We start from the raw sequence: 14333 nt of genomic DNA on the forward strand, positions 1-14333 counted from the left end.
CACTGGCCTCCTCAGGGGTGGTGGAAATTCGTGAGCGAGAAGACGCCGTCTCGGTCGAATCCCTTCGAGAATCTGCTCCTCGGGTGTGCGACAGTCTGGACCGGGCTCATGGCAGGGTTCTTCTTCGCCTTCTCCGTCGACGTGATGCCCGCGTTCGCGGCGACGAGCCCGGAAACGTTCGTCGAGTCGTTTCAACAGATCAACGTCGCCGTACGGAATCCGGTGTTCGGGGTCGCGTTCTTCGGAGCGGTCGCGCTCGTTTCGCTCGTGGCACTCGTCGGAATCCTGCGGTGGCCGCGACGGCTCGCGGCGCTCGCCTGTCTTGCAGCAGCAGTCTACCTCGTTGGGGTTTTCGGAGTCACGGGAATAATAAATGTCCCGCTGAACGAGACTGTGGCGATGTGGGATCCGGCGGCACCGCCGGAGACGTGGCAAGCAACATACGACCGGTGGACTTGGGCCAATCTGGTCAGGACGATCTCGGCGACGGTGACTCTCTGCTGTTTGGCTGTTCTCTCGCAGCAGGTTCCAAGGTCTCACCTGCAACAAGAACAATGATTTTCAGTCGAAGGAGTCCAAATCCCGTTCATTTAACGCGAACGGGTCCATCTCCTAAACGTCTCACACGGTCCGGTGCTACGCCCGTATCGTCAGGCCAAACGGTGGTGAGTTGACCGTGACACGCGTGCTCGTCGCGGGAGCGACCGGGTATCTCGGACATCATATCGTTGAAGTATGTGCGAACCGCGGTCACTGGGTGCGGGCACTATCGCGGCCCGGTTCGGTCGAAAAACTGTCGTCCACTGGCATGCACCTTGAGCCAGCCGTTGACGCGTATGTGGACGACCTATTTGTCGGTTCGGCCACCGAACCCCGATCGCTCGCGGGACTCTGTGACGATATCGACGTCGTGATCTCCTCGCTCGGGGTGACCCGTCAATCCGCCAGTCGGTGGGCAGTCGACTACGAGGCCAACCGCACAATACTCGATCTCGCGATGGACGCTGGCGCAGACCGATTCATCTTCGTTTCTGTCGCGGAACCGAAACTGTGGGGGGAGTTGATAGAGCCTCGAGAGCGCCTCGTTGCGGAACTGGAAGCGGAGTCGATCGACCACGTGATCATCCGTCCGACGGGCTATTTTTCAGACATGACGGCGGTGCTTCGGATGGCCGAGCGAGGGGTGGTCGTCCTTCTTGGTGACGGACGTGCGCGGGTGAACCCGATCCACGGCAGTGACCTCGCAACCGTGTGCGTTGATGCGATAGACAGTGACAAAGAAACGATTCACGCCGGCGGGCCTGAGACGATGTCTTACGACGAGGTCGCAACGGTCGCATTCGACGCGCTGGAAAAATCGAAAAGGGTGATCCACCTCCCAGAGCGTCTCACGAGGATGGCGCTGGCGGCAGTTCGCCCGATCCACTCCCGTTACTACGGTCTAGGTAACGCCTTCGCGAACGTCATGACGGCTGACGTCGTAGCGCCCGAGACTGGAAGTCACCGGCTTGGCACCTACTACGAGTCGGTACTCCGGCGGGACGCCAAACAGGAGTGATGAGTACCGTTTCCAGCTGATTTGGCATGTCCGAGAATCGTCTCGTCGATATATACTTAGGTGATCCGGGTATTCTTCAAATCGTCTAATGTCCATCTATCGTTCATCAACAGGGAGACGAGTACTGGAGGAAATGTACGATTTGGCTGTCGAAAACCTCGATGTCGAAGTCGATGAACGGTACGTTGAGACGCGACATGGTGAAACCCACGTCCTCGTCGCGGGACCGGAGAATGGAGCACCCGTAATCGTCTTTCAGGGCGGTAACGCCACAAATCCGATGACGCTGGACTGGTACAGCGATCTGGCTGATGAGTATCAACTGATCGCACCGGATACAATTGGACATCCTGGATACAGCGCCGAAACACGAGTTGCCCCCAACGGAGATGGGTACGGTGAGTGGGTAATCGATATCCTCGACGCATTTGATATCAAGTCTGCGCCGATGATTGGTACCTCCTACGGTAGTGGTATCATCCTCAGGACGGCTGCGACCGCACCAGAGAGAATCACCAGCGCTGCACTGGTTGTGCCAGCAGGATTCGGAACTGGGTCACTTATCCCGATGATGAAAGTCGGACTTCCGTCGATACTGTATCGCTTTCTCGGCTTCGAATTGCTGTTGGAGCGAGTTCTGAAAGCGATGGTCACGCGCTCCGATCCAGACCCAATCGTTCGAGAGACGATTGCTGCGTCACTCCGGTATGTAACTCTCGAACGAGAGTTCCCCACTGCTACTGCCGACGAACTTGATGGATTCACGGCCCCGGTTGCGTTGTTCGCTGCTGAAAGCGACCCATTCTTCCCATCTGAATCGATTGTCCCCCGGGCTCGTTCTCAACTACCAAACGTCTCGAGGACGGAGATATTGGACGGAGAGAAGCATATCCTCTCGCCAGAGGCTCAAGAGACGGTAACTGCGTCTATCTCCGCGTTCTTCAACCAATGACCGGAGCGAGTACCGATTACAACAAGTTGCTTAAATCCCCCTCATTGCGGGCCAACTCCTCCTGTATGGACTTTTCAGCCTCTTCTTTTGACCAATCATCCTCATTTCGGAAAACAATATTCCGAACACCGATTTGTCCTGCGGCGTTTCGAATATCCGCACTCGTTTCGTACGTGACAACCTCTTCGCCTTCAAAAATCACTGTATATGAGTACGCTTTCTCCGTTCCTATTTCAACGACAACGGTCACAGATTCGTTGATTTTGAGTTCCACTTGACCCATCGTTACCACGAGATTTGATCGTTTATCGATATTTTGCCAGACTTGACCACAGTTGCATTGAGTCCCCCGCGATGAACGAGTGACTTGCTGAGGCCCTCTTCACCGACCAGAGATTGCATATAGCCGCAAGGTTCACACAGCATTTCCCCTCTACACACTACCTCTCCGACGGTGAATTCTTCCCCGACGAGATGGTTCAATGGGACTCCTTCAGTTGAGATGTTACGTCGATGTGCTCCACGTTGCAAGTTGATTCCAGCATCCCGCTCGATCGCCTCAATGGCTTCTAATTCGACGAACGTGACGTCACTTGCTTCTTTTACTTCTCTATCTGGATTCTGATCTAGCAGGTTCCAGAGTCCTTGTTTTTTGAAATACCGATTGTCTTTCAGCCCCTTACTCTCTACGGCTTCTACTTCTACAGGTAGAGCAGGCCGAGTGCCCTCGGGGCTTGACCTCGATAGTGATGTTATCCTGATATCAACAAATCCACTGCAGTCGAAGTATTTACAATCAAACGCGTCGAACTACTTACCATGGACGAGGATGGACTCACCTACACTCTCGACTTCCAACTAGACATTCGAGAGGAAAGTCCATCTCTCCTGACCGACGGCACCCTCGAAGCCCGCAGAGTCGTCAACGAAGTCTTCCGCCTCGACAAAGAAGGTTGGGACTGGAACGACATCGAAGAAGCCGTCGGAAACCGCAGCATCCACGTGAAAAACACCACACAACGACTCGTTGCCAAAGCTATCACCGCACTCGAAGAATACTACGGTGATGAAGACGACGAATACGGACGCCCAAACCACAATGTCCGCGAACCGTTCCCCATTCGAATGAACTACCAAGAGGGATACGACCTATCTCTCGACGAGGACACGGAACACATCCACTTCAGAATCAGCGCACTCAAATACAAGTACGTGCGCGGCACCCTCAAGGGCAGTCCAGATCATGTGGAACAACTGCGAACCGCACTCCAAGACGAAGACGATAAGTGGCGTGTTGGTACCGCAGAGGTCGTTCCAGTAGACAACGGCCACGAACTTCACGTCAACGTCACTCGGAAGAATGCGGAAGTCCGGGATAAAGAAGACTCACAGACGATCGTCGGTGTTGATATTAACGAAGATTGCATCGCTCTCACTGCGTTGACCGAAGACGACATCATCGACTCGGTTGTCATTGATTACGCGAGCATCAAAAAGCGTCGTCACGAGTTCTTCACGATGCGGAAGCGCATGCAGAAAAACGGACAAAACGCGTTCGAGAATGTGCTGCGAGATCGCGAGAAGCGGTACGTTCATGACCAGCTGCACAAGGTATCTCACGACGTAGGTGAGTGGGTTACCCAGTTCGAAGACCCGGTTATCGTCTTCGAGAATTTGACGAACATCCGTGAGGATGCGGATTTCGGGACGCGGATGAACCGCCGGTTGCACTCGTTACCCTTCGCCAAACTCCGAGAGTATGTGACGTACAAGGCAGCATGGGTGGGGATTCCATCGGACGATGTGAATCCTGAGTATACCTCACAGGAGTGTCCTCGCACGGAGTGCGAGCATCGGGCTCGAACAAACCGGCGTGGGAAGCGGTTCAAGTGCATGGAGTGCGGATGTCAGGACCATGCGGATCGCGGTGCTGGAATCAGCGTCGCAAAGAAGTGGATGTATGAGTACGATAGAAATGTGCCTCCTCTCAAGACCCTGCCGGGTTTTCAGCGGGTGCGACGGGAGGCATCGGGGCGTGTGGACCGCCCGACTGCGACCCCTTCACTCGTTCGAGGTCATCAGACCGAGAGTGTCGCGGGAGTGTTACGCTAAGCCGCAGGAAGAAGCCTCGGGGCTTGACCCCGAGGCAGTTCACGACTGTCCCAGATCTCATAGAAAATCACGACACTCCTCACAGTAGTGTTCGAACGATTCACCTAAATTGCGAGGCGGAGGCCCCTTCCTCGACGGAGTGACCGAAGCGAACAGAGTAGAGAGGGGAGGAGACGACAATACCGCAACGGACCACGTCCTCCGACTGGCCTAGCCCCAAACGTTTAAGTAACATCTCCATATTATGTGAAATATCGTGGAATACCGTCGTACCGCCGTAATCAAGCTCGACGTGCCTCAGGACGCCGATGCGTCCCTCCGCGAGACGATGGAGCAATTCAAACACTGCGCGAACACCGCGAGCGAATGGTGTTGGCATGGTGACGACGGATACCACGTTACCTCGAAGGCCAAAGCCGAACGTACCTTGTACGACCAACTGCGGGACGAAACCGACCTTACCGCAAACCTTGTTCAGAAGGGGATTCGGAGGGCAGTCGAAGCCGTCAAAAGTGGTGTAGCACGACTGAAACGTGGCGAACGAACGTCGCAACCCTACTTCTCCGCCGATAGCGCGGTCTACGACAAGCGAAGCGCGACGTTCCACCGCGACTACGTTTCGCTTTCGACCGTTAACGGACGCGTCGAATGTGACTACATCCTCCCCGACGACTCCGACCGCCATCCACGGACGTACCTCGATGATGAAGACTACGAGTTCCGCATGGCGAATCTACAGCGTCGAGACGGCGAGTGGTTCCTTCATGCATCAATGCGGAAGGTCGAAGCCGACGACCCCGAACCCGACACCGAGCACAGAACAGTCCTTGGTGTGGACCTCGGGGTGAACAATATCGCCGTTTCGTCCACCGGCACGTTCTGGTCCGCCGATGAGTTCAACCACTGGCGTCGAGAGTACGAAAAGCGTCGTGGCTCGCTACAACAGTGTGGGACGCGAGCCGCACACGGAGCCATCGAAGGCGTCGGTCGCAAGGAGTACGGACGCTTCGGGATATACCTCCACGGCGTAGCGAACGAACTCATCGAGGAGGCCGTCGAATACGGTTGTTCGCACATCGTCTTCGAAGACCTAGCGCATATCCGCGAGAACATCCCGCAGGCGACGTGGCAACACGTCTGGGCGTTCCGACGGTTGTTCCGATACGTCGAGTACAAGGCGGCAGAACACGGCGTCGAATCCGTGCAAGTCCCCCCGAACCACACGTCTCAACGCTGTTCGACGTGCGGCTGTACTCATGAGGATAACCGCGATGGCGAGCACTTCGAGTGCCTGAAATGCGGGTATCAGAACCACGCGGATTACAACGCGGCGAAGAACATCGGTTATCGGTATCTCCGTCGGCGGCAAAACGCAGCCGACGGAGGCGCACCTGTAGACGTGCGCTTGAATCGCGGGACGCTGAACGTGAGTGGGGAGTACGTCCCCCCTGCTACCACCGACGGTGTTCGCAAGACGTAGTCTTGCGCAGCCCGCCAGATCCGGAGAATCTGGGGATGGCATTGAACGGGAGTCCACGCGAAAGCCCTCCCCTCAACGAGCGAGGTCGTCAGACCGAGCGAAGTGGGTAGGGTAGTTTACGAGCTGGCACAATGACGGCATTTACGCCCCTCCAGTCTCATCGTCGAGAACTAATCCGCGGACTATTGTTTCGATGTGGAAGTCCTGTATTCGTTCGAAGTCCGCTTCGCTTCGAGTCGTTCCTTGCTCCTTGTACAGTTGCATGAGACCAATCGGTCGGAGGAGACTCAAGACTGCACCCGGGTCATGCTCTGCAAGTCTCCCGTCACTTCGTTCCTGCAGGTCTTCGATAATTGGGAGGGTAACGCTGTACCACTGCTGTTTCACTTCATCAATTCGCTCCTGCGGGACGTTACGAAAGAGTTCTCGCGGGTGATTCTCCGAGAATACCTCTATGAGGTCCGGTTTGTTCTCGAAAAATTCGACGTAACTCGTGAAGACACGCTTTAGCCCCTCGTAGGGGTCTTCGACATCAGCGAGGTCGGAGCGTAGTTGTTCGGAGAACGCCTCTGTTTCGCGGGCGATGATTTCGAGGTACAGTTCGCCTTTCGAATCGAAGAATTGGTAGAACGTTGGCTTGGCGATCCCGACTGGTTCGGTGAGGTCTTTCACCCGAGTTCGCTCCGGTCCATACCTGAGGAACTGTTCTCGACCGGTTCGGATCAGGTCTTCTCGGATTCGTTCTCGCTCCTCCTCGCTGAATCCTCGCATATACAAAATAACGATGATGATGTATATAACCAGATCGGTATTCAAGTCATGTATTCATGACCGAAACGTGTTTGTAGTCATAGGAGGATTAGAGACGTATGAACCTCGCCGAGCCCACAACGCGAATAATACCCCTCAGCGATGCTCGAACGACGAAACTCGCGTACGCAGGCGGCAAAGGAGCAAACCTCGCGCGCCTTCTTAACGAAGGATTCCCAGTCCCAGAAGGGATTTGCGTCACGACAGCCGTCTACGACCACCTCGTGGATGAGAACGCAATCACCTCACAGATCGACGACCTCGACACCATTGGAACCGAATCGAATACCGACCAACACGCTGTAGCCTCACAAATACGAGAACACATTCGCAACCGCAAAATTCCAGACGACGTTTCGGACGCAGTTGCAGCGTTTATCGACCAAGACAGCTCGTACGTCGTTCGCTCCAGCGCAACGGCAGAAGACCTTCCAACGGCCTCCTTCGCCGGCCAACACGAAACTGTACTGGATGTCTCGGGACTCGACGAAGTGCTTGACGCGATTGCCGAGTGTATGGCGAGTCTGTTCACGGATCGAGCCGTCTCGTACCGAACGAATAACAGGATTTCACACAGCGGCGTAGCGATGGCCGTCATCGTGCAACGAATGATCGACGCTGACGTCTCTGGTGTGTTATTCACCGCTGATCCACTTACGGGAAACAGGAATATCGCGTCGATTGACGCCGCCAGTGGACTCGGTGAAGCGGTCGTCTCGGGAACCGTCACCGCGGACAATGCCCGAGTGAACCGTGAGACGAGCGATATCCTCGACTATCGAGTGGGTGACCACGAACAGGAACTGAGTGGTTCCGAAAGCAAGAGAATCCTTTCCGATGACCAGGTACTCTCTTTAGTACGATACGGTGAGCGTATCGAAGAGCTATTTGGCTCACCCCAGGATATCGAATGGAGCTTCGCTGGCGAGGAGATTTGGATTCTCCAGTCACGCCCGATAACGTCCCTCTTTCCCACCCCGACACCCGAACCGGAAGACAATGGCTTACACGTCTATTATAGCTACAATCACCGCCAGGGAATGACTGATCCGATGCCGCCACTCTCCGTTGATTTCGTCCGGCGATATGGAAGCTGGACGCTCGAGACTTTGTTCGGATACAGCCCGTCGACGTACACACCGATGGCAGGTGCCGGTGGGTTCGTGTATATCGACGTCACACCGATGTTACGGTCAGACCGCCTCCGATCAAAATGGCTCGGCGGGATCGCTGAATTAGATGAGCCGGGGGCAAAACTCCAACGGGCAATTGCCGAGCAGCGCGTTCACGAGTTGTCTCAGGCGTCGGCACTCGGTGAGAAATCACTGCAAACGTATTGTATCGCTATCGGAAAATTAGCCCGAATTGCTCTCGTTGGAGGTGCTCGAACAGTACAGGGTTTCCTCAAGCGAGATTACCAGAAGTTCCCGGAGCAGTCACGAGAATGGTACGACGAATATGCAGAGAGAACAATCGACTCGATACGAGCGGGGGAAACTGAAGCTGAACGGATCCGACGGGCGATGGAGGAGACGTCACGGTTTGGCTGGATCGGAACACGGCAACTCGTAACGTCAGCAGGTCTGCTTTCGAAGACAATCCTCCGGCGATTGTGCCCCGACTCGGCAGACGAGTTTGAAGCACTCGACAAGGGCATGCGCGGGAACGTAACCATCGCAATGGTCCTTGAGCTCGGAGACATAGCGGATCTCGCGCGTGAGTCCCCTGCGGTCTCGGAGGCAATCCTCGCTGGGAAGACGCTCAATGAGCTTCGAGAGATGGATGAAGCTGACCAATTTGTCGATGAGTTCGAACAGTTCCTCGATGTATATGGACATCGCGCCTCTTCGGAACTTGATCCGAGTAAACCGCGATACTGCGAAGATCCGTCGCCGCTGCTTGGAACGATTCAGATGAAACTTGAGGGAGGTGAACCGGGTGAGCATCGTGAAAAATTACGACGACTCGAAGCGAACGCCGAGAAGGCCGTTTGCGAACTGGAACGAGCAGCTGACCACGGACTTTTTGGACCTATTCGAAAACGACTGGTTCGTCCGCTCGCTTACCGATACAGGAGCTACAAATCCACTCGGGAAACACCGAAATACGCGTATGCGCACCTGTGGATGGAGTTCAGACGCCAAGTCCTCAAAGCAGGTAAACGCCTCGAACGCGACGGTCACATTGAGTCTGTCGACGATGTGTGGTTATTCTACCTTGATGAGCTTGTTGACATCCTCGAAAATCCCGAAGACCCACTCGATATCGATCTCGTTAATCGACGATCTGAATACCACGGTAGTCAGGAACTTCACGCACCCCGCGTCATCACAAGTGACGGAGAAATACCGCGTAACGAATCGTCGCATGAAACGAGCAGCTCATCACTCACTGGTGTCGCTACCTCAAACGGAGTGGCAGAAGGTGTTGCCCGTATCGTCCACGATCCCCGAACCGACCGGATCGAGGAAGGGGAGATTCTGGTATGTCCGTATACAGACCCAGGGTGGACCCCGTTGTTCCTGAATGCAGCTGGATTGGTCACTGACGTCGGCGGCGTGTTTTCGCACGGATCGCTCGTGGCGCGAGAATATGGAATCCCATCAGTGGTCGTAGATAACGCAACGGAGAAAATTGACACGGGGCAACGGATTCGCGTGGATGGTGATGCTGGCATCGTCGAACTAGTCGAAGAGGAGTCTTGATACCCGTGAAATTCCGACGTGAACTCAGGTGGATACATAGCTATATCCCGGTTACTCGAGCCGATGGAGTAGCAACGGGGAAATTCGGCCTGCTTCTCGGAATTCTCGTTCTTCTTCCCGATCAGGAACTCAGTTTTCTCTATGGGGTAAATCCACGACAGATTTGGTTGGTCGTCGTGTTTGTTTCGACCTTCAGTTTCTTAGGGTACGTACTCACGAAGATCGTAGGACCTGAGAAGGGGGTTGGATTGACAGGGCTTCTTGGTGGATGTATTGCTTCAACACCAACAGTGGTATCAATGGCCGAGCAGGCGAAGCGGAATCCAGAAGTGGATTCTCTCTACGCGTTCGGTGCTCTCTTGGCTTCAATCGCCATGATTGGCAAGATATTCGCGATTGTCGTTATCGTCACTCCACACCTAGCAACAACAGTGATCATACCATTCCTCGGTATGTTGGTTGTGGGAGTTCTCTTTGCGTTTCTCGTGTTGAGGCGATACAAAGCAACGAAAACACCGACAGTCGAGATAGACAATCAGTTTCGAGTGAAGCCAGGACTCGCGTTCGGTATAGTAATCGCATTCATTTTGGTCGGAGTCAACACCTATGACGTGAGTGTCCCTCCAGTCTATGCAGAGATAAGTGCCGTCACAGCGGTCCTTGTTAACATCTTTTTCAAAGCCGTCATCACGTACCTTGGGGGAACGAATTACATGGCACTGGCGTTCATAGGGCTGTTAATCCTGAGTACAGTGGTTGGTATCAGCCTGACTGTATTTTAAATATGTTCCCCATTTTGTATGCCGTAACTGTCGAAATCATATCAAAAAAGCACTATCATGAATCAAGCCACTCCAAAAATTACTGCTGAGCACAAGGACCTTGTCGCATTCACTGGGCTCGTCCTCGGATTGAGCTGGCTACAGTTCATTCCACCCTATTTGGAAGGAGGCATGGATATTGACGTCCCCGATGGCATTGGTCTTGTACTGGGAGCTGTGTTCATGTTTTCGCCTGTGGTCGCTGCTCTGGTCTTGATCACATGGGGGTCAGCGACGGAACATCCCGTTTTATTCCTCCGCCAACGGTTACGATGGCGCGTCCCCGTCATGTGGTACATGATCGGGTTCATCTTACTTCCGGCCCTCGCAATCCTCGCCGCCGCCGTGTTCACCTTCCAAGGTGAACCCATCCCTCTCAACAACACCGCTGTGGTGCTTCTCGTGCTCGTTTTCACACACGGTTTCATTGCAAACCTCTTCGAAAACTACGGGTGGCGGGGATACCTTCAGGAAGGGGTCCAGGCCACTCAATCCGCGTTCGTTGCATCGCTTGTCGTTGGCGTGATTTGGGGGTTATGGCACGCACCGCTCGTTATCATCAGCGGAGCTCCCTTGTCAGCGATCCCGTTCGGTAGGTACATGACCTTGCTCATTGGACTGGCTGTCCTCATCGGCTGGGTCTATAATGAAACAGGTGGTAGTGTTCTACTCGTTACACTAATGCACTGCACGTTCAATGGTTCAATTGGACTGATGACTTTTTCACTCATGAATTCTGGTGGTGATGTCGCTGGCTTCATCACAATTAGTACGATCATTATCTGGGTCGCAGTTGGAGCGCTACTCGTTCGTGGCGATTCGGAAACTCTTACACAAGTACCGGAAAACGTCGGTGAGCAGTGAATCACTTCGCTGTGTTCGATCTGTTATCTGTCAGTCAAACCTACTGTAGACGGCGTTCGTATCGGGACCGCAACCGGCCAGTTCCCTGCAGAACTGAACGCGCAGCACGACGGCTGAAACTGGCGTGATTGATTCGTGTCTGCAAGAGCGACACCGATCCCGCCCGGTTACGGCCTCTCGAGTTCGTCTGCGCGATCGATGACTGCCTCCAGACCCATATACACTGGGACGCTACGACAGCTATGGCATCCAACACTACTCGGCTTAGATGATCGGAAACCGGAAGAGCGCTCCAAGACCCCCGAATGCAGTATCGAACTGGGCGCACCTCGGTCTGTGTCAGTCGACACGACGAGACACTCACCGCCTTGGTCGGTCGTCGCTGCCTCCAACTCACGAATCTCTGCTGGCGGTCGTGCATCAGAAGCGATGAGGACATCGACCGCTCCGTAGTCGAGGGCGGTTCGCGTTTCCTCAGCTCCGTAGCCGACATCTTCACTCTGCCCCAGCGCCGTGAAGAACCGATCGAGAGCCTCCCGTTCCCGTCGGCGCTCAGCACCAGACAGTACGTCCTCGGCGCGCGCAACGAGCTGCGAGAAGCCCTGTTTAGTCGCGTATTCAATGGGATAGACGCCCAGTATGTGGTTCCGCAACTCGTGGTGGAGACAGTCACCCTGCTGAAACTCGTCGACGGTAATCGTCGTGCCGCCGAGGAGGACACCATCGACAGTAGGCTCGTCGAGGAATGTCTGTTCGGCAGCGTCGGCGACCTGTTCGAGGAACTCGTGCTTCTGGCGATCGCGCTCGCGTTCGAAACGCTTCGCACTCTGACCGCCCGCACGGGATTTTCCCATCACCTGACTCTCGAACGTCCGGATGGAAACGATGTGATCGCCGGCGAGGCGGCCGAGGGCGGCACGGTCCCGTTCGAGGACGACCAGGCCGTACACCTCTGACGGGGAGAGCGCCTGCTCGACGGGGGTTGTCTCGACTTTAGCCGCACAGCGGTACAACGAAACGTCGACGGGAACGTCGAGATCGTCGAAGACGGCGTCCTGCAGCTCACCGTCAACGACACCAGCGTAGATGACGAGGCCGCTTGGTGGCGTCTCTTCGTACGCTTGCAGAAGGCGTCGGATGCGTCCAAAAGCATCCTGGACGTGGGTTCGTGTCTTATCGGATTTGCTGTTCGCAGCCTGTGCATATTCGCGGTCGATGCGCTCACGGACCGCATGGAGTGATTTGTCTGGCAGAACGGCCACGGTGATGAGTTCGGTGCCCTCATCACGGTAGTTTGTGAGCTGGTCGATTCGATCGCGGCGCTCACGCGGTTCCGCGTCGAACTCTGCCATCTCGAGGGCTCGTTACAGCTGTGTACGAGGTGCAGCCCCGGTGGGCCAGCTACCTACTGGACACGTGACCTCGAAGAGCACCTCATCACGACGCCGATACAGTGAAAGATAGAGTCAAACCGGACTTCAAACGTGAGTGGTTCCCCCTGTAACAAACACCTAAAATAGCTATCGACCCACGGTACCAACAGTAATCTATGTCGAGCGGCACCATCGATATCGACGAGTTCGAGAACGACGACGACGATGAATTCGAGGAACGAAACGATACCGAGCGGATCGTGCTGTTCCTCGACGAGAACGATGACCGGGCGTGGAAAGCGGCAACGATCGCTGACCAACTCGACCTGGATACGGACGCCGTCAGTGCCATCCTCTCACGAGTGAACTACCCCACCCTACTCGCTCACGGCTTGCGCCGTTCGCTCCTTGAGGGTGGCGTAAGACCTTTGATCTCACGGACCATGCGAACGGGCGCTTCGCGCCCGTGAGCAGATGGGGCTTCCTGTTTCCACGACGCGCTTTGCAGATACGGATGTATCCACAGGGAGCACAGTCTCCACAGGCGTTAACGAATCGCTGCGCGATTCGTTCGCACACCAAAAATCTTCGATTTTCGAACCACATTGCCGGACCTTCGCATATTCTCATCTCATATTGCACCCAGCGTTTAACCCTGTAGAACAATTCATTCTGGGTAATGGAACGCCTGACCCACCAGAAAGAGCGTGATGATGAAACTGAGCACGAAACCACTGGACAAGAGGGCGTTCGGTCCTGTCCTGAATGTGACTCAACGACGCTCACGAGAAGTTCAGATGGAAGTGAAATCAGCTGCAAAGACTGTGGACTAATCCTGGAAGAGGAGACGATCGATCGAGGGCCAGAATGGCGGGCGTTCAATGCAGCCGAGCGTGACAACAAATCACGCGTCGGTGCGCCGACGACCCAGACGATGCACGACAAGGGACTGACGACGTCGATCGATTGGAAAAACCAAGACGCTTACGGACGATCGCTTTCCTCGGAAAAGCGCAGTCAAATGAATCGACTGCGGAAATGGCAAGAACGAATCCGAACAAAGGACGCTGGCGAGCGAAATCTTCAGTTTGCGCTCTCGGAAACTGATCGGATGGCCTCCGCCCTTGGTGTTCCCCGCTCTGTTCGAGAGGTTGCAAGCGTCCTCTATCGACGCGCGCTCGATGAGGACCTCATCCGGGGACGATCGATCGAAGGTGTTGCTACCAGTACGTTATACGCAGCCTGTCGGATGGAAGGAATCCCACGATCGCTCGATGAAATTGCGGCCGTCTCACGAGTAGACCGGATGGAGATCGGACGAACCTATCGATACATCTCACAGGAACTGAACCTCGAGATGGAGCCTGTCGATCCCAAAAAGTACGTCCCTCGCTTCTGTTCTGAACTCGAACTTCCCGAAGAGGTACAAGCGAAGTCCAACGAAATTATCGACACGACAGCCGAGAAAGGGTTACTGTCGGGCAAATCACCGACTGGGTATGCCGCAGCTGCCATCTATGCGGCTGCCCTCCTCTGTAATAACAAAAAGACGCAGCGAGAAGTCGCTGACGTGGCGCAAGTAACGGAGGTCACAATTCGGAATCGATATCAAGAGCAAATCGCTGCAATGGGAATTCACAGCTAACCCTGACGATCGG

13 protein-coding genes and 2 pseudogenes are annotated in these 14333 nt (G+C 54.9%); 11 read left to right on the top strand and 4 right to left on the bottom strand.

Going from position 1 to position 14333, the window contains the following annotated elements; translation table 11 throughout:
- Positions 1 to 30: 30 nt before the first annotated feature.
- The 3 genes from AC6I6L_RS17850 (at position 31) to AC6I6L_RS17860 (ending at position 2510) form a co-directional block, all read left to right on the top strand.
- On the top strand, positions 31 to 558 hold the full coding sequence (locus tag AC6I6L_RS17850) for an anthrone oxygenase family protein (protein ID WP_497919117.1): 528 nt from the start codon (positions 31 to 33) through the stop codon (positions 556 to 558).
- Between the two features lie 127 nt (positions 559 to 685).
- Complete coding sequence (locus AC6I6L_RS17855) at positions 686 to 1558, top strand: SDR family oxidoreductase (protein WP_497919208.1); 873 nt, start codon at positions 686 to 688, stop codon at positions 1556 to 1558.
- Between the two features lie 88 nt (positions 1559 to 1646).
- Positions 1647 to 2510, top strand: coding sequence for an alpha/beta fold hydrolase (locus tag AC6I6L_RS17860; RefSeq protein WP_497919118.1), 864 nt, complete (start codon positions 1647 to 1649; stop codon positions 2508 to 2510).
- A 16-nt stretch (positions 2511 to 2526) separates the two neighbouring features.
- Here the strand turns inward: AC6I6L_RS17860 and AC6I6L_RS17865 are convergent, their stop codons facing one another.
- Both AC6I6L_RS17865 and AC6I6L_RS17870 read right to left on the bottom strand, forming a co-directional pair.
- Positions 2527 to 2793 carry a hypothetical protein gene (locus AC6I6L_RS17865; RefSeq protein WP_497919119.1) on the bottom strand — a complete coding sequence of 89 codons (267 nt, stop codon included), beginning with the start codon at positions 2791 to 2793 and terminating at the stop codon, positions 2527 to 2529.
- A gap of 2 nt (positions 2794 to 2795) precedes the next feature.
- The gene (locus tag AC6I6L_RS17870) at positions 2796 to 3272 is read right to left on the bottom strand and encodes an MOSC domain-containing protein (protein ID WP_497919209.1); all 477 of its coding nucleotides are present in this window, start codon (positions 3270 to 3272) and stop codon (positions 2796 to 2798) included.
- A gap of 57 nt (positions 3273 to 3329) precedes the next feature.
- Here AC6I6L_RS17870 and AC6I6L_RS17875 point away from each other — a divergent pair, with 57 nt between their 5' ends.
- Together AC6I6L_RS17875 and AC6I6L_RS17880 are read left to right on the top strand one after the other, a co-directional pair.
- Positions 3330 to 4622, top strand: coding sequence for an RNA-guided endonuclease InsQ/TnpB family protein (locus AC6I6L_RS17875; protein ID WP_497919120.1), 1293 nt, complete (start codon positions 3330 to 3332; stop codon positions 4620 to 4622).
- Between the two features lie 256 nt (positions 4623 to 4878).
- Positions 4879 to 6102: an RNA-guided endonuclease InsQ/TnpB family protein gene (locus AC6I6L_RS17880; protein WP_497919121.1), complete on the top strand. Its 1224-nt coding sequence runs from the start codon at positions 4879 to 4881 to the stop codon at positions 6100 to 6102.
- A 141-nt stretch (positions 6103 to 6243) separates the two neighbouring features.
- Here the strand turns inward: AC6I6L_RS17880 and AC6I6L_RS17885 are convergent, their stop codons facing one another.
- On the bottom strand, positions 6244 to 6774 hold the full coding sequence (locus tag AC6I6L_RS17885; RefSeq protein WP_497919122.1) for a TetR/AcrR family transcriptional regulator: 531 nt from the start codon (positions 6772 to 6774) through the stop codon (positions 6244 to 6246).
- Between the two features lie 197 nt (positions 6775 to 6971).
- On the opposite strand from AC6I6L_RS17885, the gene AC6I6L_RS17890 reads away from it, so the two are divergent.
- From AC6I6L_RS17890 to AC6I6L_RS17900, 3 genes are all read left to right on the top strand, one after another.
- Positions 6972 to 9617, top strand: coding sequence for a PEP/pyruvate-binding domain-containing protein (locus AC6I6L_RS17890; protein WP_497919123.1), 2646 nt, complete (start codon positions 6972 to 6974; stop codon positions 9615 to 9617).
- Between the two features lie 5 nt (positions 9618 to 9622).
- Positions 9623 to 10399 (top strand): DUF4010 domain-containing protein, encoded by a 777-nt coding sequence (locus AC6I6L_RS17895; RefSeq protein WP_497919124.1) that lies wholly within the window; start codon positions 9623 to 9625, stop codon positions 10397 to 10399.
- Between the two features lie 336 nt (positions 10400 to 10735).
- Complete coding sequence (locus AC6I6L_RS17900) at positions 10736 to 11302, top strand: CPBP family glutamic-type intramembrane protease (protein WP_497919125.1); 567 nt, start codon at positions 10736 to 10738, stop codon at positions 11300 to 11302.
- A 167-nt stretch (positions 11303 to 11469) separates the two neighbouring features.
- Here the strand turns inward: AC6I6L_RS17900 and prf1 are convergent, their stop codons facing one another.
- Positions 11470 to 12654, bottom strand: coding sequence for a peptide chain release factor aRF-1 (prf1, locus tag AC6I6L_RS17905; protein WP_497919126.1), 1185 nt, complete (start codon positions 12652 to 12654; stop codon positions 11470 to 11472).
- Between prf1 and AC6I6L_RS17910 the strand changes: the two are divergent.
- From AC6I6L_RS17910 to AC6I6L_RS17920, 3 genes and pseudogenes are all read left to right on the top strand, one after another.
- A pseudogene (locus AC6I6L_RS17910) lies at positions 12604 to 12759 on the top strand (DUF7558 family protein); the annotation flags it as partial. The gene prf1 and the pseudogene AC6I6L_RS17910 sit on opposite strands and share 51 nt — an antisense overlap.
- A gap of 92 nt (positions 12760 to 12851) precedes the next feature.
- Positions 12852 to 13064, top strand: a pseudogene (locus AC6I6L_RS17915) (MarR family transcriptional regulator); the annotation flags it as partial.
- 290 nt (positions 13065 to 13354) lie between these two features.
- Positions 13355 to 14320, top strand: coding sequence for a transcription initiation factor IIB (locus tag AC6I6L_RS17920; protein ID WP_497919127.1), 966 nt, complete (start codon positions 13355 to 13357; stop codon positions 14318 to 14320).
- Positions 14321 to 14333 lie beyond the last annotated feature (13 nt).

This window comes from Halosolutus sp. DAT137 (assembly GCF_059736405.1).